Origin of the sequence: Pseudomonas sp. SCT (genome assembly GCF_003864275.1) — a bacterium.
Lineage (GTDB): Bacteria > Pseudomonadota > Gammaproteobacteria > Pseudomonadales > Pseudomonadaceae > Stutzerimonas > Stutzerimonas stutzeri_AE.
Map to the genome: position 1 here is coordinate 730,431 of NZ_BDJA01000001.1, position 26,932 is coordinate 757,362.

16 protein-coding genes, 2 tRNA genes and 3 pseudogenes are annotated in these 26,932 nt (G+C 62.4%); 15 read left to right on the forward strand and 6 right to left on the reverse strand.

The annotated features are described in order from the left end of the window. Positions 1 to 16: 16 nt before the first annotated feature. The 4 genes from hflK (at position 17) to BHD08_RS03365 (ending at position 4,917) form a co-directional block, all read left to right on the forward strand. Entirely contained in the window at positions 17 to 1,195 is a 1,179-nt protein-coding gene (hflK, locus tag BHD08_RS03350; RefSeq protein ID WP_125020792.1) for an FtsH protease activity modulator HflK, read from the forward strand. After that, the gene (gene hflC, locus BHD08_RS03355) at positions 1,195 to 2,061 is read left to right on the forward strand and encodes a protease modulator HflC (protein WP_015275634.1); all 867 of its coding nucleotides are present in this window, start codon (positions 1,195 to 1,197) and stop codon (positions 2,059 to 2,061) included. Before hflK ends, hflC begins: the two co-directional genes overlap by 1 nt. A gap of 283 nt (positions 2,062 to 2,344) precedes the next feature. Continuing rightward, a complete protein-coding gene (locus tag BHD08_RS03360) occupies positions 2,345 to 3,532 on the forward strand; it encodes an ATP phosphoribosyltransferase regulatory subunit (RefSeq protein ID WP_125020793.1) in 1,188 nt (395 codons plus the stop codon). A gap of 89 nt (positions 3,533 to 3,621) precedes the next feature. Continuing rightward, on the forward strand, positions 3,622 to 4,917 hold the full coding sequence (locus BHD08_RS03365) for an adenylosuccinate synthase (RefSeq protein WP_125020794.1): 1,296 nt from the start codon (positions 3,622 to 3,624) through the stop codon (positions 4,915 to 4,917). A 157-nt stretch (positions 4,918 to 5,074) separates the two neighbouring features. On the opposite strand, the gene BHD08_RS03370 is transcribed toward BHD08_RS03365, so the two are convergent. Further along, positions 5,075 to 5,161: transfer RNA gene (locus BHD08_RS03370), tRNA-Leu, on the reverse strand. A gap of 116 nt (positions 5,162 to 5,277) precedes the next feature. Beyond that, positions 5,278 to 5,364: transfer RNA gene (locus tag BHD08_RS03375), tRNA-Leu, on the reverse strand. A 204-nt stretch (positions 5,365 to 5,568) separates the two neighbouring features. On the opposite strand from BHD08_RS03375, the gene rnr reads away from it, so the two are divergent. From rnr to alr, 9 genes are all read left to right on the forward strand, one after another. Beyond that, complete coding sequence (gene rnr / locus BHD08_RS03380) at positions 5,569 to 8,070, forward strand: ribonuclease R (protein WP_125020795.1); 2,502 nt, start codon at positions 5,569 to 5,571, stop codon at positions 8,068 to 8,070. Next, positions 8,067 to 8,822 (forward strand): 23S rRNA (guanosine(2251)-2'-O)-methyltransferase RlmB, encoded by a 756-nt coding sequence (gene rlmB / locus BHD08_RS03385; RefSeq protein WP_125020796.1) that lies wholly within the window; start codon positions 8,067 to 8,069, stop codon positions 8,820 to 8,822. Before rnr ends, rlmB begins: the two co-directional genes overlap by 4 nt. Before the next feature lie 174 nt (positions 8,823 to 8,996). Next, the gene (locus tag BHD08_RS03390) at positions 8,997 to 11,159 is read left to right on the forward strand and encodes a PAS domain-containing protein (protein ID WP_125020797.1); all 2,163 of its coding nucleotides are present in this window, start codon (positions 8,997 to 8,999) and stop codon (positions 11,157 to 11,159) included. Positions 11,160 to 11,339: 180 nt separating this feature from the next. Then, positions 11,340 to 11,756, forward strand: a complete 417-nt coding sequence (gene rpsF / locus BHD08_RS03395) for a 30S ribosomal protein S6 (RefSeq protein ID WP_003298557.1) — start codon at positions 11,340 to 11,342, stop codon at positions 11,754 to 11,756. 28 nt (positions 11,757 to 11,784) lie between these two features. Continuing rightward, a complete protein-coding gene (gene rpsR, locus BHD08_RS03400) occupies positions 11,785 to 12,015 on the forward strand; it encodes a 30S ribosomal protein S18 (RefSeq protein ID WP_003283112.1) in 231 nt (76 codons plus the stop codon). 34 nt (positions 12,016 to 12,049) lie between these two features. Then, positions 12,050 to 12,943, forward strand: coding sequence for a hypothetical protein (locus BHD08_RS03405; protein ID WP_125020798.1), 894 nt, complete (start codon positions 12,050 to 12,052; stop codon positions 12,941 to 12,943). Positions 12,944 to 12,964: 21 nt separating this feature from the next. Next, positions 12,965 to 13,411, forward strand: a complete 447-nt coding sequence (rplI, locus tag BHD08_RS03410; RefSeq protein WP_015275641.1) for a 50S ribosomal protein L9 — start codon at positions 12,965 to 12,967, stop codon at positions 13,409 to 13,411. A 103-nt stretch (positions 13,412 to 13,514) separates the two neighbouring features. Beyond that, positions 13,515 to 14,909 carry a replicative DNA helicase gene (gene dnaB / locus BHD08_RS03415; protein ID WP_015275642.1) on the forward strand — a complete coding sequence of 465 codons (1,395 nt, stop codon included), beginning with the start codon at positions 13,515 to 13,517 and terminating at the stop codon, positions 14,907 to 14,909. 138 nt (positions 14,910 to 15,047) lie between these two features. Continuing rightward, positions 15,048 to 16,124: an alanine racemase gene (gene alr / locus BHD08_RS03420; protein WP_125020799.1), complete on the forward strand. Its 1,077-nt coding sequence runs from the start codon at positions 15,048 to 15,050 to the stop codon at positions 16,122 to 16,124. On the opposite strand, the gene BHD08_RS03425 is transcribed toward alr, so the two are convergent. Next, a complete protein-coding gene (locus BHD08_RS03425) occupies positions 16,112 to 17,974 on the reverse strand; it encodes a diguanylate cyclase (protein ID WP_125020800.1) in 1,863 nt (620 codons plus the stop codon). The two genes, alr and BHD08_RS03425, sit on opposite strands and share 13 nt — an antisense overlap. 168 nt (positions 17,975 to 18,142) lie before the next feature. Between BHD08_RS03425 and BHD08_RS03430 the strand changes: the two genes are divergently transcribed. Beyond that, the gene (locus tag BHD08_RS03430; RefSeq protein ID WP_125020801.1) at positions 18,143 to 20,422 is read left to right on the forward strand and encodes a YgiQ family radical SAM protein; all 2,280 of its coding nucleotides are present in this window, start codon (positions 18,143 to 18,145) and stop codon (positions 20,420 to 20,422) included. Positions 20,423 to 20,473: 51 nt separating this feature from the next. On the opposite strand, the pseudogene BHD08_RS23380 reads toward BHD08_RS03430, so the two are convergent. Both BHD08_RS23380 and BHD08_RS03440 read right to left on the reverse strand, forming a co-directional pair. Further along, a pseudogene (locus BHD08_RS23380) lies at positions 20,474 to 20,983 on the reverse strand (methyl-accepting chemotaxis protein); the annotation flags it as partial. Between the two features lie 1,592 nt (positions 20,984 to 22,575). Next, positions 22,576 to 24,170: pseudogene (locus BHD08_RS03440) on the reverse strand (diguanylate cyclase). 217 nt (positions 24,171 to 24,387) lie between these two features. On the opposite strand from BHD08_RS03440, the gene BHD08_RS03445 reads away from it, so the two are divergent. Continuing rightward, entirely contained in the window at positions 24,388 to 25,446 is a 1,059-nt protein-coding gene (locus BHD08_RS03445) for a DUF2333 family protein (RefSeq protein WP_125020804.1), read from the forward strand. 40 nt (positions 25,447 to 25,486) lie between these two features. Here the strand turns inward: BHD08_RS03445 and BHD08_RS03450 are convergent. Next, a pseudogene (locus BHD08_RS03450) lies at positions 25,487 to 26,824 on the reverse strand (sigma-54-dependent transcriptional regulator). Between the last annotated feature and the right edge of the window lie 108 nt (positions 26,825 to 26,932).

Consider the following 26,932-nt stretch of genomic DNA (forward strand, 5'->3'; position numbering starts at 1 on the left):
TTGAATGGAGAGCGCTATGGCTTGGAATGAGCCGGGTGGCAACTCGAACAACCAGGATCCCTGGGGCAGTGGTGGCGGTGGTCGTCGCGGTGGCGGCGGCGACCAGAAAGGCCCGCCGGACCTCGATGAGGCTTTCCGCAAGCTGCAGGACAGCCTGAACGGCATGTTCGGCGGCAAGAAGCGTGGTGGTGGCAGCAATTTCGGTGGCAGCGGCAAGCGCGGCGGCTTCGGCTTGGTGTGGGTTGCTCTGGTCGTTTTGCTGGCGGTATGGCTGTTCAATGCGATCTACATCGTCGACGAGCAGGAGCAGGCAGTCGTGCTGCGCTTCGGCAAGTATCACGAGACGGTAGGGCCGGGTCTGAACATCTACTTCCCGCCGATCGATCGCAAGTTCCAGGAGAACGTCACCCGCGAGCGCTCTTACAGCAAGCAGGGCCAGATGCTCACCGAGGATGAGAATATCATCGAGGTGCCGCTCACCGTTCAGTACAAGATCAGCAATCTGCAATCGTTCGTGCTCAGCGTCGATCAACCCGAAATCAGCCTGCAGCATGCTACCGACAGCGCCGTACGCCACGTGGTGGGTTCGACGGCAATGGACCAGGTGCTGACCGAGGGTCGTGAAGTCATGGCTGGCGAGGTCAAGGAACGCCTGCAGCGGTTCCTCGACAACTATGGCACCGGCATCGTCGTCACCCAGGTCAACCTGCAGAGTGCGGCAGCGCCGCGTGAGGTGCAGGAGGCGTTCGATGATGTGATCCGCGCGCGCGAGGATGAGCAGCGCGAGAAGAACCAGGCCGAGTCCTACGCCAATGGCGTGATCCCCGAAGCCCGCGGTCAGGCCCAGCGCATGCTGGAAGAGGCCAGTGGTTATCGCGACGCGGTAATCTCGCGTGCCACGGGTGAGGCTGATCGCTTCAGCAAGCTGGTCGCCGAGTATCGCAAGGCGCCGGAGGTCACTCGTGAGCGTCTGTACCTGGAAACCATGCAGGAAGTCATGAGCAATACCAGCAAGGTCATGGTCAGCGGCGATGGTGGGCAGAACCTGCTTTATCTGCCGTTGGACAAGATGATCAACAGCCGCGGTGCAAGCTCGCCAGCGCCTGCCGGCGTTGCTTCGGGTGCCGCAACTCAGGGCACTCGTCTGCCGCCGGAGCTGGATCCGCGTGAAGTTCGTACGAGGGAGAGTCGCTGATGAGCAATAAATCCCTTACGGCGCTGATCGTGGGTGTAGTCGCCGCAATCGTCCTGTGGAACAGCTTCTACATCGTCTCGCAGACCGAACGTGCAGTGTTGCTGCGCTTTGGCCGGATCGTCGAGCCTGACGTGAAGCCTGGTCTGCACATGAAGATTCCGTACGTGAACTCGGTGCGCAAGTTCGATGCGCGACTGCTGACGCTGGATACGACCACTTCGCGCTTCCTGACGCTGGAGAAGAAGGCGTTGATGGTCGACTCCTACGCCAAGTGGCGCGTGGATGATGCCGAGCGCTTCTATACCGCGACCTCCGGTGTCAAGCAGATCGCCGATGAGCGTCTGGCACGTCGCCTCGAGGCGGCGCTGCGTGACCAGTTCGGTAAGCGCACTTTGCACGAGTCTGTTTCCGGGCAGCGTGACGAGCTGATGGCTCAGGTCACCACCAGTCTCAATCGTGCGGCACAGCAGGAGTTGGGCATTGAGGTCGTCGACGTGCGGGTCAAGGGTATCGACCTGCCGCGCGAAGTGAACCGCAGCGTATTCGAGCGGATGAGCTCCGAGCGCGAGCGCGAGGCTCGTGAGCATCGCGCCAAGGGTAAGGAGCTTGCTGAAGGTATCCGTGCGGATGCCGATCGTCAGCGTCGGGTTCTGCTGGCTGAGGCGTTCCGCGAGGCTGAAGAGCTGCGCGGTGATGGCGATGCCAAGGCGGCTGCGATCTATGCTTCCGCCTACGGGCAGGATCAGGAGTTCTACGCTTTCCATCGTAGCCTGCAGGCCTACCGTGAGAGCTTCTCCAGTAAGGAAGATGTGCTGGTGCTCGATCCGAAGAGCGACTTCTTCCGCTATCTGGAAAGCAGCAAGTAGCGCTTCATGGCCACCTGAACGGTTTCCCCGGCGGCGCGCGAGTGCCGCCGGGTGACCGGTAGGGAAAAGATTGCTATGATCCGCCAGCCGGGAAAATCCCGGCTTTTTTGCGTCTGTGCCCTTGAGGTCGCAGGCTATCCCAGGCATGCCGCGGTCATGCCGACCCCTGAGGGGGCATGGCTCGGATGCCATGATCGAATACAACTGCACGCGACCGAAGGCCAGCCCAGGCTGTTGCCAAGGTTTTCGTCTGGGCTTACCGGAACGAGAGGTGATTTCGCGAATGGCAACGGTAGACCGCTGGCTTTTGCCAGATGGCATCGAAGAGGTGCTGCCGCCCGAGGCGGCGCGTATCGAAACGGCACGTAGACGCGTGCTGGACCTGTTCCAGTGCTGGGGCTACGAGCTGGTCATCACCCCGCATGTGGAGTTTCTCGAGTCTCTGCTCACCGGTTCCGGGCAGGATCTGGATTTGCGTACCTTCAAGGTTATCGATCCGCTTTCTGGTCGGCAGATGGGCCTCCGTGCCGATATCACCCCGCAGGTGGCTCGTGTCGATGCGCATACCTTGCGCCGCGAAGGCCCGAGCCGCCTGTGTTACGCCGGCAGCGTACTGCATGCCAAGCCGCAGGCCCTTTCTACTTCGCGCAGCCCAATCCAGTTGGGTGCGGAACTGTATGGCGACGCCTCTGCATCCAGCGACATCGAAGTGATCAGCTTGATGCTGGAGATGCTTGAGCTGGCCGATGTTCCGGATGTGCACATGGATCTCGGTCATGTCGGTATTTATCGCGGTCTGGCCAAGGCTGCGGGCTTGAATGGCGATTCCGAGCAGCGCCTGTTCGATGCGTTGCAGCGCAAGGCGATGGACGAGATTGCCGAACTGACTGCTGCGCTCGAACCTGCTCTGGCTAATATGCTACGTGCGCTGGCCTGGCTGTGCGGCGGGCGCCAGGCGCTCGATGAGGCCCGTAAGGCGTTGACGGGTGCGCCGGCCGAGGTGCAGGCGGCGCTGGAAACGCTGGTTCTGATCGCCGACCAGCTGGCAGCGCGTTATCCGGATGTTCCGCTGTATTTCGATTTGGGCGAATTGCGTGGCTATCACTACCATACAGGAGTGGTGTTCGCGGTATTTGTGCCTGGCGTCGGTCAGTCGATCGCTCAGGGCGGGCGTTATGACGATATCGGTGCCGATTTCGGTCGTGCGCGGCCGGCGACGGGCTTTTCCACGGATCTGAAAACCTTAGTCAGCCTGGGTAACGCGGATCTGTCGGCGCCTGTGTCAGGCATTTGGGCGCCGCATGGCGATGAGCCTGGTTTGTGGCGTGTGGTTCGCGAGTTGCGACGTCAGGGTGAGCGCGTGGTGCAGGCGCTCGATGGGCAGTCGCAGGCTGATGCCGCGCCGCTGGGCTGCGATCGACAGCTGCTGTTGAGTAATGGTGTCTGGACGGTGGCCTCGCTGGCGTCCTGATGGCTGTGGCGCCGCACCGCGGTGCTGGCCAGGTTTCGATTATCGCCGGTTGCGACCGGCACATGCTTCGCCGAAGAGGACAAAGGGTTATGGGTAAGAACGTCGTGGTCCTGGGCACCCAGTGGGGTGATGAGGGCAAGGGCAAGATCGTCGATCTGCTGACCGATCAGGCGGCTGCGGTCGTGCGTTACCAGGGCGGCCACAATGCCGGTCACACTCTGGTCATCGACGGTGAGAAGACCGTGTTGCACCTGATTCCGTCCGGCATCCTGCGCGACAACGTGCAATGCCTGATCGGCAATGGCGTGGTGGTCGCTCCCGATGCGCTGCTGCGTGAGATCACCAAGCTGGAAGAGAAGGGTGTGCCGGTTCGTGAGCGTCTGCGCATCAGCCCCTCCTGCACGTTGATCCTGCCTTACCATGTGGCCCTGGATCAGGCGCGCGAAGCGTCGCGTTCGGAAGGCAAGATCGGCACTACCGGCCGTGGCATTGGTCCGGCGTACGAAGACAAGGTTGCGCGTCGGGGGTTGCGCATTGCTGATCTGTTCAATCCGGAGCGTTTCGCGGTCAAGCTGCGAGAGTTGTTGGAGTACCACAACTTCGTGCTGAAGAACTTCTACAAGGTGGAGCCGGTTGATTTCCAGAAGACCCTCGATGAAGCTCTCGGTTACGCGGAAATCCTCAAGCCGCTGATCACCGACGTTACTGCTCGTCTGCACGAGCTGCGCAAGCAGGGCGCCTGCATCATGTTCGAAGGTGCGCAGGGTTCGCTGCTGGATATCGACCACGGTACCTATCCGTACGTGACCAGCTCCAGCACCACTGCCGGCGGTACTGCGACCGGTTCCGGTTTTGGCCCGCTGTACCTGGATTACATCCTGGGCATCACCAAGGCCTACACCACCCGCGTTGGTTCCGGTCCGTTCCCGACCGAGCTGTTCGACGATGTTGGTGCTCGTCTGGCCGAGCGTGGTCACGAATTCGGTTCGACCACCGGCCGTGCGCGGCGTTGTGGTTGGTTCGATGCGGTCATTCTGCGTCGCGCCATCGAGATCAATAGCATCTCCGGCATCTGCCTGACCAAGCTCGATGTGCTCGATGGGCTGGAAACCATCCGTATCTGTGTCGGTTACAAGGATCGCAATGGCGACGTGCTCGTCGATGCGCCTACTGACGCGGACAGCTACGATGGCCTGCAACCGGTCTACGAAGAAATGCCGGGCTGGAGCGAATCGACCGTTGGTGCGAAGACGCTCGATGAGCTGCCTGCCAATGCCCGCGCCTATATCAAGCGCCTCGAGGAGCTGGTCGAGGCGCCGGTGGATATCATTTCTACCGGCCCGGACCGCAACGAGACCATCGTGCTGCGTCATCCATACGCCTGATCAAAGCATTCTGCTGCAACAAAAGACCGCCCGAAGGCGGTCTTTTGCTTTGCGACTTGCGGGGATAGCCGATTAGTGTGAGCACTTTGCGCGCTGCTGGCCGGTTTGGCGCTGAAACGAAAAAACCGAGCCAGAGGCTCGGTTTTTTCTTGAAGAGTGGTGCCCAGGAGAAGACTCGAACTTCCACGGTGTTGCCACCGCTAGGACCTGAACCTAGTGCGTCTACCAATTCCGCCACCTGGGCACATTGCGATGATTGCTCATCGACTTCTTTGCCGTTTTACCGATCAGGTCGGTCGAAGTCGACTTCTTCGTCTTGCATGAGACTCGCCAACTTTCGACGGGTTTCATTTGAATAAGTGGTGCCCAGGAGAAGACTCGAACTTCCACGGTGTTGCCACCGCTAGGACCTGAACCTAGTGCGTCTACCAATTCCGCCACCTGGGCACGAGAAACGATGATACTTGGCCGTTTCCGTGTTACAACGTCTACCAGACATTGTGGGCGCGAACTATACGGCTGAGGTTTGGCCTTGTAAACCCCTGATGCCGAAAAATAATTCGCATCAAAGCTGCCGTCCGGCAGCGATTCGCGCTTCAATAGAAAAAGGGCGTTCTGCCTCTATAAATGAATGAAAGGTGACATCTCTTAATGGCCGATTGGCAATCCCTCGATCCCGAGGCCGCTCGTGAAGCGGAAAAGTACGACAACCCCATTCCCAGTCGCGAGCTGATTCTCCAGCATCTCGGTGAGCGCGGCTCACCGGCCGCCCGCGAAGAGCTGGTTGAAGAGTTCGGGCTTGTGTCCGAAGAAGATATCGAAGCGCTGCGTCGCCGTCTGCGCGCGATGGAGCGTGATGGTCAGCTGATCTACACCCGGCGTGGCACTTATGCCCCGGTGGACAAGCTGGATCTGGTCTGTGGTCGCGTCAGTGGTCATCGTGACGGTTTCGGATTCCTGATTCCTGACGATGGCAGCGACGATCTGTTTCTCAGTCCTGCGCAGATGCGCCTGGTGTTCGACGGTGATCGCTGCCTGGCGCGTGTAGCCGGCCTGGATCGGCGCGGGCGTCGCGAAGGTGCCATCGTTGAAGTAATCAGCCGGGCGCACGGAAGCATTGTCGGTCGCTACCACATCGAAAGTGATGTAGGTTTCGTCATTCCCGATAATCCGAAGATCCAGCAGGAAGTGCTGGTGACGCCGGGTCGCGCGCTCGACGCCAAGCCAGGCCAGTTCGTCGAAGTGAAGATCACTCACTGGCCAACTCAGCGCTTCCAGCCACAGGGCGACATTGTCGAAGTGATCGGCAACTACATGGCGCCGGGTATGGAGATCGACGTCGCACTGCGCAGCTTCGATATCCCGCATGTATGGCCGGAAGCCGCCTTGAAGGAGGCTTCCCGCCTCAAGCCCGAGGTGGAGGAGAAGGACAAGCACAAGCGCGTCGACCTGCGCCATCTGCCGTTCGTCACGATCGACGGTGAGGATGCGCGGGACTTTGACGATGCGGTCTACTGCGAGAAGCCGGGTGGCTGGAAGCTGCTGACCGGTGGCTTCCGCTTGTACGTCGCCATTGCTGACGTGTCGCATTACGTCAAGGTCGATTCGGCGCTCGACAAGGAAGCGGTGGTCCGCGGTAACTCGGTGTATTTTCCCGAGCGGGTGGTGCCGATGCTGCCCGAGGAGCTGTCCAACGGGCTCTGCTCGTTGAACCCGCAGGTCGACCGTCTGGCGATGGTGTGTGAAATCACCCTGAGCAAGTCGGGAAAGATGACCGACTACCAGTTCTACGAGGCTGTGATCCACTCTCACGCCCGGCTGACCTACAACAAGGTCAGTGCCATGCTCGAGCAGCCCAAGTCTGCCGAAGGCAAGCGCTTGAGTGCCGAGTATGCGGAGGTGCTGCCGCATCTCAAGCAGCTCTATTCGCTGTACAAGGTGCTGCTCAAGGCACGCCACACCCGCGGAGCGATCGACTTCGAAACGCAGGAAACACGTATCGTCTTCGGCAGCGATCGCAAGATCGCCGAAATCAAGCCCACCGAGCGCAACGATGCGCACAAGCTGATCGAAGAGTGCATGCTCTGCGCCAACGTCGCGACGGCAGCGTTCCTGCAGAAGCACGAAATCCCCGCGCTCTATCGTGTACACGATGCACCGCCGCTGGAGCGCCAGGAAAAGTTGCGCGCGTTTCTAGGAGAGCTGGGGCTCTCGCTGCACAAGGGCAAGGAAGGTCCGACACCCAAGGATTATCAGGCGCTGCTAGAGCAGATTCAGGGGCGTCCGGATTTCCACGTGATCCAGACCGTCATGCTGCGGTCGCTGAGCCAGGCGGTGTACAGCGCGGAGAATCACGGGCACTTCGGTCTGAACTACGAAGCCTACGCGCATTTCACCTCGCCGATCCGGCGCTACCCCGACCTGCTGGTGCATCGCGCCATTCGCAGTGTCATTCGTTCCCGTCGCGATACGCCGCACGTGCGCCGTGAAGGCGCCACCAGCATGCCCAAGGCGCGTATCTATCCGTACGACGAAGCGGCGCTGGAGCAGCTGGGCGAGCAGTGCTCGATGACTGAGCGGCGCGCCGACGAGGCTACCCGTGATGTCACCAACTGGCTCAAGTGCGAGTTCATGAAGGATCGCGTCGGCGAGACCTTCCCAGGTGTAATCACCGCGGTGACCGGTTTCGGTCTGTTCGTCGAGTTGACCGATATCTATGTGGAAGGGCTGGTACACGTCACGGCGATGCCAGGCGATTACTACCACTTCGATCCGTTACACCATCGCCTGTCAGGCGAGCGTAGCGGCCGCAGCTTCCGTCTTGGTGACAGCGTCGAGGTCCGCGTCATGCGCGTCGACCTGGATGAACGCAAGATCGACTTCGAGCTGATTGCAGGCGGGACCAAATCGGCTCCGGGCCAGCGCGATGGCGAGGGTCGTGGTCGCGAGCCTGGCAATGCCGACGTACGCAAGAGCCGCGAGCTGAAGAAGGCTCTGTTGGAGGAGGCCAAGGGAGGGCGCAAGGGCAAGGGTGAGAAGTCGACCGGTAGCAAGTCCCGGTCGGGCTCCGCAAAGCCCAAGTCTGCCGCCAAGTCTGGTGAGAAGCCGTCCGCTGCCAGCGGTGGTCCCAGAAAGCGCAAGGCCAAGTCATGAGCCAGCTGGAGAAGATCTACGGCTTGCACGCCGTGGAGGCGCTGCTGCGTCATCACCCGAAGCGGGTCAAGCAGGTCTGGCTGGCCGAGGGGCGTGGCGATCCGCGTGTGCAGGTACTGATCGAACTCGCTGCACAGGCGCGTGTGAGTGTCGGGCAATGCGAGCGCCGTGAGATGGATGCCTGGGTCGAAGGCGTCCATCAGGGCGTGGTCGCCGATGTCAGCCCGAGTCAGGTCTGGGGTGAGGCAATGCTCGAGGAGTTGCTCGATCGCGCCGAAGGGCCGCCATTGCTGCTGGTGCTCGATGGAGTGACCGATCCGCACAATCTCGGCGCCTGTATGCGCACCGCAGATGCCGCGGGCGCGCTCGCGGTGATCGTGCCGAAGGATAAATCGGCCACGCTTAACGCCACTGTACGGAAGGTGGCATGCGGGGCGGCCGAGGTGATTCCCCTGGTCGCCGTCACCAACCTTGCGCGCACCCTGGAGAAGTTGCAGCAGCGCGGCCTGTGGGTCGTCGGAACAGCTGGCGAAGCTGAGCAGTCGCTTTACGATCAGGACCTCACCGGGCCCATCGTTCTTATCATGGGGGCAGAAGGTCGCGGTATGCGGCGCTTGACCCGCGAGCACTGCGACTACCTGGTGCGCCTGCCGATGGCGGGAAGTGTCAGCAGTCTGAACGTCTCGGTCGCGACCGGTGTTTGCCTGTTCGAGGCCTTGCGCCAGCGCGAGGGCGCCAAGGCCACCAGCTGATTCCAGCGTAGCTGCGCCGCCCGCCTGAAACCGATTGACCTTTTTGTGGTCAATCGGTGTCCCAGGCCCGTCCGCCGGATAGCGGCTTCCCGTCATATTGCTTGAGCGCTCCGGGTGCTGTCGGAGCCTTGCTGAGTTCGTTACGCGGCGTCAGGCTCGTACCATGGAGGTTGTATGCAGCAGCGCCCGTCTTTCGAAAGCCTGTTCCGGCTATCCCCAAACGCCTATGTCCTGCTTGATCGCGATCTGGTCATCCTGGACGCCAATGCAGCTTACCTCGCCCTGACCGGGCGCAAGCTGGAGGATATCCAGGGGCAGCGCCTGCATGAAGCGTTCGCTGCCGATCCGCTCAGCCCCGAGATGACCCGGGTGCAGGAATTGCTCGATTCCTTCGCGCGTGTTCTTAGTCGCAAGGCTGTCGATACGCTGCCTGTGATTCGCTACTCGATCGCCCGCCAGACTCCGCTCGGTCCCATTTACGAAGACCGTTACTGGAGCGCCACGCACACCCCGATTCTGGATGAGCAGGGGGAGGTGGTGGCGATCCTGCAGCACACGTCGGATATCACTGAGCTTCAGGCAATAAAGGACTCGGTGAGTCAGGCGGCTGGCGGGCGCCAGCCCGTGCAGCAGCTGGAGCAGAGCGTCATGTCACGGGCTAAGCTGCTGCAGTCGGAAGGCGAGCAGTTGCGGCGCCTGTTCGCCCAGGCCCCCGGGTTCGTCTGCTTTCTGCGAGGCCCGAGGCATGTCTACGAGCTGGTGAATGATGCCTATCGGCAGGTCATCGGGCACCGCCAGCTTCTGGGTAAGACGATTCGCGACGGCTTGCCGGAGATCGAGGGGCAGGTCCTGATCGGTTTGCTCGATGACGTCTATCGGACCGGGCAGCCTTATATTGGAAAACGCGTATCGCTGTTCCTCAAGCGGCAGCCGGAGCGGGAGCCCGAAGAGGTGATTCTCGACTTCGTGCTGCAGCCAATCGTCGAAAATGACGGCAAGGTGATCGGCATCTTCGTACAGGGGCAGGACGTCACCGAGCAGCAGCGCAATGAGATGGAGCTGCGCCGCTATCGCGATCATCTGGAAGAGCTGGTTCGCGAGCGCACCCTGGCGCTGCAGCAGAGCGAGGCTGAGCGACAGATGACCGAGCAGGCACTGCTCCAGGCCCAGCGTCTGGAGGCAGTGGGCAAGCTGACCGGCGGCATCGCCCATGATTTCAACAACATGCTGCAGATCATTGGCGGCAACCTGCAACTGTTGCGACGCAGCCTTGGCAGTGACGAAACCGCCGCGCGGCGGCTGGACTCCGCTGTCAGCGGGGTCGAGAAGGGCGCTCGTCTCGCTTCGCAACTACTCGCCTTTGCCAGTCGCCAGCCATTGCTTCCGCAGCAAGTGCATCTGCCTGACCTGCTCGAACAGATGCATGAGTTACTCAACGGTGCGCTGGGTTCGGCCGTGCAGCTCGAACTGCAGGTGTTGGGTCGGCCGTGGCCGGTGTTCGTGGATGTCGGCAACCTGCAAAGCGTGGTGCTGAATCTCGCTGCGAACGCGCGTGATGCGATGTCCGGTGGTGGTCGCGTCGTGCTGCGCCTGGAGAATCGGCTGCTGGGCGCAGACGTTCCGGTCGGTCAGGGTGGTGACTATGTGTTGCTCAGCGTGATCGATGAAGGGAGCGGCATGACCGAGGGCGTCCGCGCCAGGGCGTTCGAGCCTTTCTTCACCACCAAGCAGAGCAGCAATGCTTCCGGTCTCGGCTTGAGCATGGTCTATGGATTCGTCAAGCAGAGCGGTGGCTTCGTCACGCTGGAGAGCGGCGAGCAGGGCGGCACGGCCGTGCATGTTCATTTGCCGCGCCATGTAGAAAACGAGCCGCAGCTCTCGGGGCTGGGCGGCGACGGTGCAGTCGAGTCGATGCAGGATGACGCCTCGCGCTCGGCGCCTGAGTCGGGCGCGGACTCAGTGGATGGCAGTCTCCGGATCCTCTTCGTCGAAGATGACCCGACGCTGCGCATGCTGACCGGGGAAGTGATGATGGAGCTCGGTCATGAGGTCGTCGCCAGTGAAACGGCGGAAGAGGCGCTGGAAATTCTTGAGCGGCAGTCGTTCGATGTACTGCTGACCGATGTCGGCCTGGCTGGGATGAGCGGAATCGATCTTGCGCGCGAAGCCGGCACACGCCTGCCACGGCTGTCATTGGTGATCGCTTCGGGTTATCCGGTCAATGCGTCGGACGTAGGGCTTGATCGCCTTCGCACCATGCTCAAACCGTACGATATCCATCAGGTTCGCGAGCTGCTTGATGGCATTCGCGCCGAGCGTGCGGCGCTGCATATCTGATATGCACTGGGCTGGTTAAATAATCACCAGTTTGCCTTGCGCCGCTGTCGGCCCTTCTCTAGAATGGCGCCCCTTGCCTGGATGGCAGGCGTTTGCGCGCCTTTCTGCAAGCAAGACAACAAGTCATTCACTCCTTGCCTGACCGCATTGTCGGCAGGCTGCAACCCGTAAGGAGCAATTATGCGTCATTACGAAATCATCTTTCTGGTTCACCCGGACCAGAGCGAGCAGGTCGGCGGCATGGTGGAGCGTTACACCAAGCTGATCGAAGAAGACGGTGGCAAGATTCACCGCCTGGAAGACTGGGGCCGTCGTCAGCTGGCTTACGCCATCAACAACGTGCACAAGGCTCACTATGTGATGCTGAACGTCGAGTGCAGTGGCAAGGCCCTGGCCGAGCTGGAAGACAACTTCCGCTACAACGACGCCGTCATCCGTAACCTGATCATTCGTCGCGACGAAGCCGAGACCGAACAGTCTGAAATGCTCAAGGCCGAGGAAAACCGTAGCGAACGCCGCGAGCGTCGTGATCGCCCTGACAACACTGATGGCTCCAACGAGAGCGACAGTGACAGCGATAACAACGCTGACGAGTAATCCACGGATCTATTGAGGAGCCTATTTCATGGCACGTTTTTTCCGTCGTCGTAAGTTCTGCCGTTTCACCGCCGAAGGCGTGAAAGAGATCGACTACAAGGATCTCAACACCCTGAAGGCCTACATCTCCGAGACCGGCAAGATTGTTCCTAGCCGTATCACCGGAACCAAGGCACGTTATCAGCGTCAGCTGGCTACCGCTATCAAGCGCGCCCGCTACCTGGCCCTGCTGCCCTACACCGACAGCCACGGCCGTTGATCCGGCTGGTCGACAGAAGTAAAGGATAAATCGCATGCGCGCCCTGGCTGAGTTCATCATGCGCGGCCGTATGCAGGCCATCTTTGTGGTGGCCGGGGCTGCGGCGCTGCCCATGCTGTTCTGGTTGAGTGCTGCTGCAGGCTGTCTGGTGCTGCTGCGGCGTGGTCTCAACGATGCGCTGGGTGTGCTGGTCTGGGCTGTATTGCCGGCGCTGGCCTGGTGGTACTTCGGCGATCCGCGAACCCTGCTGGTACTGCTGGGTTCGCTGGGGCTGGCGCTGCTGTTGCGCAGCCATGCGTCGTGGGTGCGGGTGATGTTATGCAGCGTGGGGCTCGGGCTGTTGTATGTCTGGGCGCTCGGTGCGGTGTTTGGCGAGCCCATCGCGGCGCTGGCCAGCGAACTGCAGAAAGTGCTGCCTGACGCATTATCGGGTGCCTATCAGCAGCTTTCGGTGGAAGAGCGCGGGCGCTTGGAGTCGCTGCTGGCACCTGTGCTGACCGGTCTTCTGGCCGCGCTGCTGCAGATGGTCACTCTGCTGAGCCTGATGCTTGGTCGTTACTGGCAGGCTGCGTTGTACAACCCAGGCGGGTTCGGCAGCGAGTTTCGCGCGCTGCGGTTTCCACCGCTGCTGGCGATGTCGCTGCTGGTCGGCATGCTGCTGGGACCGAATCTTGGTGTGCAGTTGGCCGTGCTGACGCCGCTGTGCAGCGTGCCGCTGGTATTCGCCGGCATCGCGCTGATGCACGGGTTGGTGGCTCAGGGACGTCTGCCGCGATTCTGGCTGGTGGGGCTGTACGTCACGCTGGTGCTGTTCATGCAGTTGATTTATCCGTTACTGGCCGTTTTGGCCATTGTCGACAGTCTGTTTGATTTTCGTGGTCGCGCAGCCGGTAAGAACGGTGCGGGACCTGCGAACGGTGAAGGTTAAAAGTTAAGAGGTAAGACTCAAATGGAAGTCATCCTGCTGGAAAAAGTCGCAAACCTGGGCAACCTGGGCGACAAGGTAAACGTCAAGTCTGGTTACGGCCGCAACTACCTGCTGCCGCAGCGCAAGGCTACTGCTGCTACCGCAGCTAACATCGCCGAGTTCGAAGCTCGTCGTGCTGACCTGGAAAAAGCTGCTGCCGAGCGTAAGGCTTCTGCCGAAGCTCGCGCTGCTCAGCTGGCCGAGCTGGAAGTCACCATCACCGCAACTGCGGGCGATGAAGGCAAGCTGTTCGGTTCCATCGGTACTCACGACATCGCCGACGCACTGACCGCCTCTGGCGTTGAAGTGGCGAAGAGCGAAGTTCGTCTGCCGAACGGCACCATCCGCCAGGTTGGTGAGTACGACGTAGCTGTGCACCTGCACACCGACGTCGAAGCGACCGTCAAGCTGATCGTCGTAGCCGGCTAAGCCATCGTCTGGCACCGCTGGTGCCTGACGAGTAACATCGGGCGCGTTTCCATGCGAATGGAGCGTGCCCTTTGTTTTTCTGTAGTTTCGAATTTCGAGTGCCATGAACGACATCAGCGTCCCGCAGCAATATGATCTGGAAACTGCCGCACTTAAGGTGCCGCCACACTCCATCGAAGCTGAGCAAGCGGTGCTCGGCGGTCTGATGCTGGACAACAATGCCTGGGAGCGTGTGCTCGACCAGGTATCCGATGGCGATTTCTATCGCCACGATCATCGCCTCATTTTCCGCGCCATCTTTACCCTCGCCGAGCGTAACTCGCCCTTCGATGTGGTCACCCTGTCCGAGCAGCTGGACAAGGAAGGGCACCTGCCGCAGGTCGGCGGCCTGGCCTATCTCGGTGAGCTGGCGAAGAACACCCCGTCGGTGGCGAACATCAAGGCCTACGCGCAGATCATTCGCGAGCGAGCCACCCTGCGGCAACTGATTGGCATCAGCAACGAGATCGCCGACAGCGCTTACGCACCGCAGGGCCGCACCGGCGAGGAAATTCTCGATGAGGCCGAGCGCCTGATCTTCCAGATCGCCGAGGCACGGCCCAAGACCGGTGGACCGGTGGGCATCAACGATATTCTGGTCAAGGCGATCGATCGCATTGATACCCTGTTCAATGCGGGCGAGGCGATTACCGGCCTTTCCACCGGCTTTACCGATCTGGATGAAGCCACCAACGGGCTGCAGCCAGCTGACCTGATTATCGTCGCCGGTCGTCCGTCCATGGGTAAGACAACCTTTGCCATGAACCTTGTCGAGAACGCCGTGCTGCGCACCGACAAGGCGGTACTGGTGTTCTCCCTGGAAATGCCCGCCGACTCCATCGTCATTCGTATGCTCGCGTCGCTCGGCCGTATCGACCAGACCAAGGTCCGCGCCGGTAAGCTGGAAGACGATGACTGGCCGCGGCTGACTTCGGCGGTGAACCTGCTCAACGACCGCAAGCTCTTCATCGACGACACCGCCGGGATCAGTCCGTCGGAGATGCGCGCGCGGACCCGACGCCTGGCCCGTGAGCACGGCGAGATCGCCATGATCATGGTCGACTACCTGCAGCTGATGCAGATCCCCGGCTCGAGTGGCGACAACCGGACCAACGAGATTTCCGAGATTTCCCGCTCGCTCAAGGGCTTGGCCAAGGAATTCAATTGCCCGGTGATCGCTCTGTCGCAGCTAAACCGCTCGCTCGAACAGCGCCCGAACAAGCGCCCGGTGAACTCCGACTTGCGTGAGTCGGGGGCAATCGAGCAGGACGCCGACATCATCATGTTCGTGTACCGGGATGAGGTGTATCACCCCGAGACCGAATACAAGGGCGTCGCCGAAATCATCATCGGCAAGCAGCGTAACGGCCCGATCGGCACCACCCGTCTGGCGTTCCTCGGCCGCTATTCGCGCTTCGAAAATCTGGCTCCGGGCAGCTATCAGTTCGACGACGACTGACCATAGCCGGCGTGCATGATGGGTTTTTCGAAGGCGTGCAGCATGATCCGTGGCGCGCTTTCGGCAGAACCCCGGCCTGCGCGGCCCGGTCGACAGGAGTAAGATTTCGCCCACCCGCCGTTGTACAGGAAGATTTTCATGCGTCCGCTGGTTGCCACGGTCGATCTGACCGCGCTTCGTCACAACTACCTGCTAGCCAAGCAATGCGCACCGCAGCGCAAGGCGTTTGCCGTGGTCAAGGCCAACGCCTACGGACATGGCGCGTGCGAGGCGGTAACGGCGCTGCGCGAGATTGCCGATGGCTTTGCCGTAGCCTGTCTGGAAGAGGCGGAAGATATCCGTTGCAGTGCGCCGGACGCGCGCATCCTGCTGCTGGAGGGCTGTTTCGAGCCGGCCGAGTATCTACGCGCCGCCGAATTGGGGCTGGATGTCGCAGTCCAGGATCAGCGCCAAGCCGATTGGCTGCTGGCCGCCAATATCAGTCGACCGCTCAACGTTTGGCTGAAGCTGGATTCCGGCATGCATCGGCTCGGTTTCACGTTGGAGGGGCTGCGGGACTGCCATGAGCGGCTCAAGGGCAAGGCGCAGGTCGGTGAGTTGAACCTGATCAGCCATTTTGCTTGTGCTGATGAACGCGGCCACCCGCTGACTGAGCTGCAGCTGGAGCGTTACGCTGAATTGCTGTCGCTGGAGTTCGACAACTGCTCGCTGGCCAACTCTGCCGCGGTGTTGGCGTTGCCGCAGGCACACATGGCCTGGATTCGTCCCGGCATCATGCTTTATGGCGCCACGCCGTTCGCCGAACTGAGTGCGCAGGAACTTGGATTGCGCCCGGTGATGACGCTGACCGGTGCCCTGATCGCCGTGCGTGATGTGTCCGAAGGTGAAAGTGTCGGCTATGGCGCCAGCTGGGTCGCGCAACGCGCCTCGCGTATCGGCACGGTCAGCTGCGGCTATGCCGATGGTTACCCGCGTGCCGCGCCTTCGGGCACCTCGGTGGTGATCCATGGCCAGCGCGTGCCACTGGCCGGCCGGGTCTCGATGGACATGCTGGCGGTCGATCTGACCGATCTGCCGCAGGCGCAGCTCGGCGACGCGGTGGAGCTGTGGGGGGCTCAGATGCCCATCGACGAGCTCGCCCAGGCCTGCGGCACCATTGGCTATGAACTGCTGACCAAGGTGACCGGCCGGGTGCCGCGCCGCTATATCGGCTGATCGACCGGCAAGCACCCGTCCTGCTGGACCCAGCTCGCCCGGCCCTGCTGCTTGGCGCGATAGAGCGCCTCGTCAGCGGCCTTGTAGAGCTGGGTGAACTCGTCGGCATGGTGCGGAAAGAATGCAGCACCGACGCTCACGGTCACTGCCAGGCTGTTGCCACGGTAAGGCACAGGTAGCGAAAGCTCGTACAAAAGCCGTTCGGCTACCTGACTGGCGTCCTGCTCGACGTTTGCCCCGGTCAGCAGTATCGCGAACTCATCCCCGCCCAACCGGGCCGCCATGTCGCTGCTGCGTACCAGGCCACGCAGCCGCTGGCCCAGCGTGCGCAACAGGAGATCACCGGCGTCATGGCCGTGGCCGTCGTTGATCGGCTTGAAGTGATCCAGATCGATCAGTAGCAGCGCGATCGACTCGTCCCGCCTTGCGGCCTCGGCCATGGCCGCTTCGATGCGCTCAATGAGGTAGCGACGGTTGGGCAGCTCGGTCAGCGGATCGTGGAACGCAGCCTGTTTGAGTTCGATTTCCCGTTCGCTGAGGTCCCGGTTGGCCTGCGCCAGCTCGGCGGTGCGCGCCTCGACCGCCAGGCTGAGGTGCTCGGCGCTGGCCTGCATGTGTTTCAGTCGTTCGGTCTTTTCCCGGTCGGCATGCTCCAGCGCCGCCGCCCGTTCCTGCTTGAGTATCTGGATGCGCGAGGCCAGGGCGAAGGAGAACAGGATGGATTCGGCTGCCACCGCCAGCGGAAAGACGTAGCCGCTCCAGGCCGCCGGCTGGATCACACCGGTGGCGCGCAGCAACAGCAGGTTGACGCTGGCCAGGATCACGCCGAAGCCGCAGAGGTAGAGCAGGGCGGGAAAGTAACCCTGGCGCCATCGGCGGAACGAGGCCCAGAGTGAGGCTGGGATCGCGGTCAGGGCCAGCGCGACGAAGACCCAGGCGCCGAATGCGCGCAGCCCGAATATATTGAGCAGCACGGCCGTGACATAGAGGCACAAGGCGAAGGTCAGCAGGCGATGGGCCCAGGGCACGAAACGGCGGGTCTGCAGCAGGGTCTGGGTGAAGCGGCAGGCGCTGAAGCCCCACAGTGCCGGGATGCTGATGCGATCCAGCCAGAACGGCACCGGCCCGTTCGGCCAGAGGTACTGAAAGCCGTGTCCGGTCATGCCCAGAATCATCAGCAGCGCGCCGCTGGTGGTCATCACGTACCAGAAATAGGCGGTATCGCGCAGGCTGAGGAAGATGAACAGGTTGTACAGCAGCATGGCCAGAATCAGGCCGTAGATCAGGCCAAGAAACAGATTCTCGCCCACGGCCTGCTCCTGCAGGGCGTCGAGCTGCCAGACCTTGAGCGGAAAGGAGTTGCCGGCCGGATCGTAGCTGCGCAGATAAAAGGTCAGCGGGCCCTGGTCGCTGAGCTCGGGAAGGCGGAACAGCATGCGCCGGTAGGCGTGGTCGCGTCCTTCGTGGAAGCCGACCAGCTCGCCGGACTGGCGCCCGTGCCAGCCACCATCACCGTCCGGCAGATAAAGGCGCAGATCCTTCAGTGTTACCGAGCCGACTTCCAGCCACCATTGCGCTGGCGCCTCACTGGCCCGTTGCAGCGTGACCTTGACCCACCAGGGGTGCGGGCTCTGGCCGACGCTGGCCTTGCCCTGCGCTGGCTGAAAGCGCGCCTGCACCTCGGGCCGCTGCAGGTCCTCCACCTCCAACTCGGCGCCGGGATCCATCAGCAGTTCGACGTGTGCATTCAGATTGCGGCCGCTGTCATGCGCGCCGATCAGGGCGGTATCGGCATGGGCCGGCAGAAGTGTGCCTAGGCACAGCAACAGTACGAGAAGGACGGCGTGCACCAGGATCTCCCGGGCTCGATGCATGGGTCGGGTGGCGCGAGTATAGCGGGATGGGAAAGCGCGGCGCGCGCCTGTCGCCAAGGTCGATAAAGACCCTGCGCGCTGGTCGGACTTGGTTATTTTTTGTGCTATATTCCGCGCCCGTTTTCGTTGCCCCGGTTTCCCGCCATGCACGCCGTCAAGCCATTGTTCGACTATCCCAAGTACTGGGCCGAGTGTTTCGGTCCGGCGCCGTTCCTGCCGATGAGCAGGGAGGAGATGGATCAGCTCGGCTGGGATTCCTGCGACATCATCATCGTCACCGGTGATGCCTACGTCGATCACCCGTCCTTCGGCATGGCGATCATCGGCCGACTGCTCGAAGCGCAGGGGTTTCGCGTCGGCATCATCAGCCAGCCGGACTGGCACAGCAAAGACGACTTCATGAAGCTCGGCGAGCCGAATCTGTTCTTCGGTGTCGCCGCCGGCAACATGGACTCGATGATCAATCGCTACACGGCCGACCGCAAGGTGCGCTCCGACGACGCCTACACGGCGGGTGGCCTGGCAGGCAAACGGCCCGATCGCGCCAGCCTGGTCTATAGCCAGCGCTGCAAGGAGGCCTACAAGCACGTTCCGGTGGTGCTTGGCGGCATCGAGGCCTCGCTGCGCCGCATTGCCCATTACGACTACTGGTCGGACAAGGTGCGCCGCTCGATCCTGATGGATGCCACTGCCGACATCCTGCTCTATGGCAACGCCGAGCGCGCTATCGTCGAGGTGGCGCAGCGCCTGGCCCGCGGCGAACCGATCGAAGCGATCACCGACGTGCGCGGCACCGCGTTCATCCGCAAGGACACGCCCGAGGGCTGGTTCGAGATCGACTCCACGCGCATTGACCGTCCGGGCAAGATCGACAAGATCATCAATCCCTACGTCAACACGCAGGACCTGTCCGCCTGCGCCATCGAGAAGGACAAGGGCCCGCAGGACGACCCGAACGCGGCCAGGCCGGTCGAACTGCTGCCGCACCCGAAACTCGAGCGTGATCGCACGGTGATCCGCCTGCCATCCTTCGAGAAGGTGCGCAACGACCCGGCGCTGTATGCCCACGCCAACCGCGTGCTGCACCTGGAAACCAACCCCGGCAACGCCCGTGCGCTGGTGCAGCGCCACGACGACCGCGAGTTGTGGCTCAACCCGCCACCGATTCCGTTGACCACCGAGGAAATGGATTACGTGTTCGCCGCGCCCTATGCGCGCGTGCCGCATCCGGCCTACAACGGCGCGAAGATCCCGGCCTACGAGATGATCCGCTTCTCGGTGAACATCATGCGCGGTTGCTTTGGCGGCTGTACCTTCTGCTCGATCACCGAGCATGAGGGCCGCATCATTCAGAGCCGTTCTCACGAGTCGATCCTGCACGAGATCGAGGAGATGAAGAACGTGCCGGGCTTTACCGGCGTGGTCTCCGATCTCGGCGGGCCGACTGCCAACATGTATCGCCTGGCCTGCAAGAGCCACGAAATCGAGAAGCACTGCCGCAAGCCGTCCTGCGTATTCCCCGGCATCTGCGAAAACCTCAATACCGACCACAGTTCGCTCATCGAGCTGTACCGCAAGGCACGCGCACTGCCGGGCGTGAAGAAAATCCTGATTGCCTCCGGCCTGCGCTACGACCTCGCCGTGGAGTCGCCGGAGTACGTCAAGGAGCTGGTCACCCATCACGTCGGCGGCTACCTGAAGATCGCCCCGGAGCACACCGAGCGTGGTCCGCTGGACAAGATGATGAAGCCGGGCATCGGCAGCTATGATCGCTTCAAGCGGATGTTCGAGAAGTACTCGAAAGAGGCGGGCAAGGAGCAATACCTGATCCCGTACTTCATCGCCGCGCACCCCGGCACCACCGACGAGGACATGATGAACCTCGCGCTGTGGCTGAAGGCCAACGGCTTCCGCGCCGACCAGGTGCAGGCGTTCTATCCGTCGCCGATGGCCTCGGCCACCGCCATGTACCACACCGGCAAGAACCCGCTGCGTAAGGTGACCTACAAGAGCGAAGGCGTCACCGTGGTCAAGAGCGAGGAGCAGCGGCGCCTGCACAAGGCCTTCCTGCGCTATCACGACCCCAAGGGTTGGCCGCTGCTGCGTGAGGCACTGATCCGCATGGGGCGCGCCGACCTGATCGGTAATGGCAAGCACCAGCTGATTCCTGCGCATCAGCCCGCCACCGAGGGTTATCAGAGCGCGCGGCGCAAGAACTCGACACCGGTCGGCAGCAAGAAGGCCGGTCTGGGCGGCAAGATCCTCACCCAGCACAACGGCCTGCCGCCACGCAGCCATGACGGTAATGCCTGGGACAAGCGTGAGCAGGCGAAGGCCGCGGCCGAGGCCCGGCGCAAGGCGGAAAAGAGTGGCAAGCCGGCGGGCAAGGGTGGCAAGCCGCAGCGTCCGGTCGCACCCCGCTAGCGGTAGCGGTTCCTCGGCATAAGAAAACGGAGCGTCAGGCTCCGTTTTTTTTCAGAACCTGAATGCCTGGGTTGCGCGATCCAGCTCGCTGCCCAGCTGCAGCATCTGCGCACTCTGCTCTCGTCCACGGCTGATATGGCTCAGGTTGGCGTCGCCCAACTGATGGATGCGTTCGCTGTGCCCGCGAATCTCGCCCACCGCTTCACCCTGCTGGGCGGTCGCCTGGGCGATCTGCTCGGCCATGCGGCTGATGGTGGCGATGGTCGAGACGATCTCGTCCAGCGCCTGATCGGCACTTTGTGCGAGGTTCGCCGTGCTTTGCGCATGCTCGACCTGGCTGCGCATCGCCTCGACCGACTGCCGTGCCGCCTGCTGCAGACGACCGATCAGCTGCTGGATCTCCTCGGTAGCACCGCTGGTGCGCTGCGCCAGTGAGCGCACTTCGTCGGCCACCACGGCGAACCCGCGTCCATGCCCGCCGGCGCGGGCCGCCTCGATGGCGGCATTGAGCGCGAGCAGATTGGTTTGCTCGGCGATGGAGCGGATCACCGTCAGCACGTTGCCGATGGTGGAGGTCTCGTCGGCTAGTCGTTCGATCGCAGCCGCGTTGTCCTGCACTTCGCTGACCAGCCCATGCAGGCCGGTCAGGCTCTGGCCGATCACCTGCTGGCCCTGGTGCACCGCGCGCGCCGCGGCACGACTCGCCTCGGCGGCTTCTCCGGCTCCATCGGCGACCTGCTGGATGGTGGCCTCCAGTTCGCCTAGCGAGTCGCGGATCTGCGCGGTATCGCCAGTCTGGCGCTGGGCGCCTTCGTGCAGGTCGCTGCTCATTTCGTCGAGGCTGCGGCTGCTGGCGGCAACCTGGGTCGCCTGCTGACGCAAGGTGCCGACTAGGTCCAGCAGATAGCTGCGCAGGCGATTGAGCGAGCTTTCGATATCGGCGATCTCGCGGATCTTCGACTCGATCCGCGCATCGCCGGCGAAGTCGCCCTCGGCCCATGCCGAGAGTGTCGGCACCAACTGACCGAGGGTGCGAGTCAGCTGGCGCTGCAGGCGGTCGATCGCCAGGGCGATCAGCAGAATCAGCAGGATGATGCCGCCCTGCAGCAGGCGCACCTCGGCCTGGATACGGCCATGTTCGCCGCGTACCGCCGGCTCCAGTTCGGCCAGCGCCTGCTGCACTGCATTGATCTTGCTGGCGCTGCTTTGCAGCAGCTCGCTGCGCTGGCGGATCAGCTGGCGGGTGCGCTGCAGTTCGGCCGGGTAGCGCTTGATCAGGCCGGCCAGCTCGCGTTTCAACGCAATGCCACGGTCTTCACGGGTCTGTTCGGCCCTATCGTTGAGATCGAGTAGCGCGGCGAAACTGTTGGCTGCCGACGGGTCTGCAGTCAACACGCCCAGCAGTGGCAACGCATCGATCTTCGCTGCGCTGTGTTCGAGCTGGCGCAAGGTTTGCTCGACTTCGCCGGCGAGTTCGTCCCGGCCGGATGCCACCAGCTTCCCCCGTGCATGGCTGAGTCGCAGCAGTTGCTGCCCAGTGGTGAACAGCGGCTGCTGGTAGTGCTGCGCAGCCGGGTGGTCGGACTGGGCTCGATAGTCGTCAAGTTGCGCCAGCGCTGCGGATATTTCACGTTCGGCCTGCAGCAGCAGGCCCTGCGGATCACCGGCCAGCTTGCCAGCGGCGAGCAGATCAACGGCGGTGAAGCGGATCAGCTCTTCCAGGCTCGGACCCAGGTTTTCCGCCAGCACACTCGGCAGCTCGGCGGAGCCCTCCTGCAGCTCGGCGAGTGCCTGCTGCGCCTGGCTGTAGCGCAACGCGTCGCCGCTGGCGAGATAGCTTTGAATGTTTTCTGCGGCGTGGTGTTGAAACTGCTGAGACAGGCTCAGGTAACGCGCCATGAGCAGGTAGGGGCGCTCCATGGCACGTTCAGACCACCAGAGCGTGACCCCGAGTGCCAGGCAGACCGCGACGAGCAGCAGGGTATTGAGAGTGGTGAGCGACTTCAGGCGCATCCTTGCCTCGCAGGACAGATCAGAAGCCCTGCAAGGTATGGCAGTTTGATGTCATTCGCGTTACAGCCGGCGAGGCTGTCGAGATGGCGCTGTCAGCAGCCGGGTTGAAGTTGGCTCGTCCGGGGAGACAAGACCGCGGATCAGTAACGCTCGACGCGGTTGCGGCCACCGTGCTTGGCGCGATACAGCGCCTCGTCGGCCTGCTGGGTGAGTACCTTGACCTCCGCATTACCAGTCAGCTCGGTAATGCCGCAGCTGAAGGTGCAGCTGAGATCCTGCGGCTGGGCCGGGAAGCGAATCTCGGCGAAGCGCTGGCGGATCTCGTTCAGTACCTTGCAGGCCGCTTCTGCCGGGGTGTCGGGCAGTACCACGGCGAACTCTTCACCGCCATAGCGACCGATGTGGTCGGTCTTGCGCAGCCGTTGTTTCAGGAACAGCGCGAGGCTCTTGATGACCCGGTCGCCCATGGGATGGCCGAAGGTGTCGTTGACCTGCTTGAAGTGATCGATGTCGAGCATGGCGAAGCTCAGCGGACGGTTGTCGCGTAGCGCACGGAAGCGTGCGTCCTCGAGCAGCTGCAGGCTGTGGGTGTGGTTGTAGAGCCCGGTGAGGCTGTCGCGCACGATACGTGCTTTCAGGCTTCTGGCTCGGGTCGCACGGGTGCGCACGGTCGCGATCAGGTGGCTGGGTTTGATCGGTTTGGTGAGGAAGTCATCGCCGCCTTCACCCATGGCGTCCAGCTGCTTGTCCAAGTCGTCTTCGGCGGAAAGATAGATGATCGGCACGCTGACGTAGCGCTCATGCTGGCGGATCACCTTCGCCAGTTCAGTGCCCAGACACTCGGGCATGTACATGTCGAGGATGATCAGGTCCGGTTGGAATTCGGCCAGCACGCCGATGGCCTGGATCGGCTCGATCAGCGTCTGAGTGACGATGCCGGCGTTGTTCAGGACTCGCTCGGTATGGGTGGCCTGGGCGCGGGAGTCGTCGATGATCAGCACGCGGATCGGTTCGTAGTGCGCGGTACGGGTGAAGATTTCGATCTTCTCCAGCAGGCTGCTGGCGTCCAGGGTGCCAGTGAAGAACTCCAGACCGCCCGCGCGCACGGCAGCCAGGCGCGTTGGGGTATCGGTTTCGGTATGGCTGAAAACAGCATCGGCAGCTTGGATTCCAGTCCCTGCTGCACCTGTTCGGCCAGGCGTAGCCCCTCGCCGGTGCCGTTGAAATCCACATCCATGACAATGGCGGCAGGATGGCGTCGATGCATGGCGGTTCGAAAGGCAGCGACGTCGTTAAATGCCTGCGCGGACATGCTGAAGAAGTCCAGTTGGCGTACCAGGTGTTCGGCGCGCTGCGGATCCTGCAGGGCGATATATACCGGCTTGCTCAGCGGCGGAAGAAACGACTGATTGTGCGGATCGCTGTGGCGCAGGCCAGTGCGCGCGAGGCGATAGATCAACTGGCTGAGGGTTGAGATGGTGCTGCTGGAAAGACGGCCGCGGTTGTCACGAATGTCGCCCAGGCAATCCTCGATATTCAGCGCCAGTTCGCTGTGCTCGGTCTGCTCGAAACGGTCGGCGAAGCGGCGAAGGCGGGTGGTCGCTTCGCTGAGAGCGGCGTGGTAATCCCCGCTCCATTCGCTGCGTTGCAGCTGCTGCCACACCTCCAGCACTTCCCGTGCCTGGTGGATGACGCGTTGCGCGAAATGCTGCTTGAGTTCTTCCTGATCCGACATCTCGGTTTTCCTGGTGCGCCAGGTGCGCTGCCCTGGTGCTTTATAATGGCGGCATGCTATCACCGCTGGGGCGCTTTGAAAGCGCGCCGGTGCGGTAGTGGTTCTCAATTTGGCACTGAGCTGGTCGGGGCTGTGCGTTATAGTGAGGGCATCTCATCGCAACGTCGCCGACGCCATGCGGTCGAACTCCTGAACTCGCGAGAAGGACATATTGCCCATGTTGGACTGGAAGAACCGCTTCGCCCGCCTAGGCCGCTCGAATGGCTCTGCCGGGACGGCCGGCCATCGGTCGGGCAGCCCGCTTCTGCTGATTCTTGCCGGCCTTCTGGGTGTCTACCTGTTGGTCACGCTGATACTCGGATGGTACTGGAGCCGGGAGCCGGATATGTTCCCGGTGCAGCAGCACACACGCCAGGCGGCTGAGGCATCGCAGCGCCAGTTGGTCAGCGGTTACACGACGGTGGAAACCCTCAAACGCGTTGCCAGCACCCTGCTGGACAAACCAGGCGGCTACCTGAGCAACGACATTGCGCCTCCGGGCCTCTGGCTGGACAACATGCCGAGCTGGGAATATGGCGTGCTGGTGCAGGTTCGAGACCTTTCGCGGGCACTGCGCAAGGACTTTGCGCGCTCGCAGTCGCAGTCCACAGAAGACCCGGACCTGGCCAAGGCCGAACCGTTGTTCAATTTCGATAACCGCAGCTGGGCGCTGCCAGCGTCCGAGTCCGAATACCGTAATGCAATCCGCGGCCTGGATCGCTATTTGGCTCGCCTCAGCGATCCTGAGCCCAAGGCACTGTTCTATACCCGCGCCGACAACCTGAACAACTGGCTTGGCGATGCGGCCACCCGGCTCGGCTCGCTTTCGCAGCGGCTTTCGGCCAGCGTCGGCCGCGTGCGGCTGGATACCGATATCGCACCCGAGCAGGAGCGGGCGGGTATCGTTCCGCAGGTCAAGGAGCAGGTCGTGGAGACGCCCTGGCTGCAGATCGACAATGTCTTCTTCGAAGCGCGTGGCCAGGCCTGGGCGCTGTCACACCTGCTGCGGGCTATCGAGGTGGATTTCGCCGACGTGCTGGCGAAGAAGAATGCGACGATCAGCGTGCGCCAGATCATCCGTGAGCTTGAGGCGGCGCAGGAGCCGCTGTGGAGTCCGATGGTACTCAATGGCAGCGGCTATGGCGTGCTGGCCAATCACTCGCTGGTGATGGCCAACTACATTTCCCGCGCCAACGCGGCGATCATCGATTTGCGCAACCTGCTGTCGCAGGGCTAGCTGGCGTCTGGACTGGCGGCGGGCCCTGGCCCGTCGCTACTCAATCCAGGCCGAGTTTTTTCAAGCGATAACGCATCGAGCGGAAGGTCAGGCCGAGTCGCTGGGCTGCCGCTGTGCGGTTCCAGCGCGTTTCTTCGAGAGCCTGCATGATCAGCTTGCGCTCGATCTCTTCCAGGTGATCTTCCAGATTGTCGATTTGCGCCAGGCTGGCCTCGCCGTTCTCCGACGAGCCGGGGCTGTCGGCGAGGCGCAAGTCCCCGGCCTTGATCTCCTCCCCATCGCAGAGCGTATAGGCGCGCTCGAGCATGTTCTCCAGTTCGCGCACGTTGCCTGGGAAACGGTAGCTTTCCAGCTTGGCCAGGGCCTCAGGATGAAGATGGGCGATGCTGTCGCCGCATTCCTGGGCCAGGCGCCGGAGCATGGCATCGGCAAGCAGGCGGATGTCCTCGCGGCGCTCGCGTAGCGGCGGTACGCGCAGCTCGATCACGTTCAGGCGGTAGTACAGATCCTGGCGGAAGCGGCCCGCCGCGACCTCGGCGGCCAGGTCCTTGTGAGTCGCACAGAGGATGCGCACATCGACCATGACTTCTTGCGCGCCACCGACCGCACGAACGGCTTTCTCCTGAATGGCGCGCAGCAGCTTGACCTACATCGGCAGTGGCAGATCCGCCACCTCATCGAGAAAGAGGGTGCCGCCACTGGCGGCCTGGAACAGGCCCGGCTTGTCCTCGATGGCGCCACTGAAACTGCCCTTCTTGTGGCCGAAGAACTCGCTTTCCATCAGCTCGGAAGGAATCGCCCCGCAGTTGACCGGCACGAAGGTTTTTTCGGCGCGTGGCCCTTGTTCGTGGATCAGGCGGGCCACCAGCTCCTTGCCGCTGCCGGATTCGCCGCTGATATACACCGGCGCCTGACTGCGCGCGAGCTTGCCGATCTGCTTGCGCAAGACCTTCATCGGCGGTGAGCCGCCCAGCAGCCGGCTGTCTACCGGCGCCTCCGTGGCCGGCGCACGCAGGCGCAGGGCAGTGCTGACCAGTTCGCGCAAGCGATTGAGGTCCACCGGTTTGGTGAGAAAGTCGAACGCACCGGCCTTGAGTGCGCCGATCGCGGTGTCCAGGCTGCCGTAGGCGGTGATCATCGCCACCGGCAGTTGCGGGTGCTGCTGCTGGATGTATTGCACCAGTTCCAGGCCGCTACCGTCAGGCAGGCGCATGTCGGTCAGGCACAGGTCGTAATGCTCGCGGGCCAGCAGTTCGCGCGCTTCCTTGAGATTGCGCGCGCTGCGGGTGTCGAGCTTCATGCGGCCGAGGGTGATTTCCAACAGCTCGCGAATATCCGGCTCGTCGTCGATGATCAGTGCTTTTTGGCGCGCGGTCATGGTCCTGCTCTTGAAATTCGTGAAGCGGGTGTCGCCGCGAATGCGGCAGGCGAGCATGTTAACTCCCCGGAGGCCGCCGTGGCTGCCGCTTTGGTCGATGTGTGATGT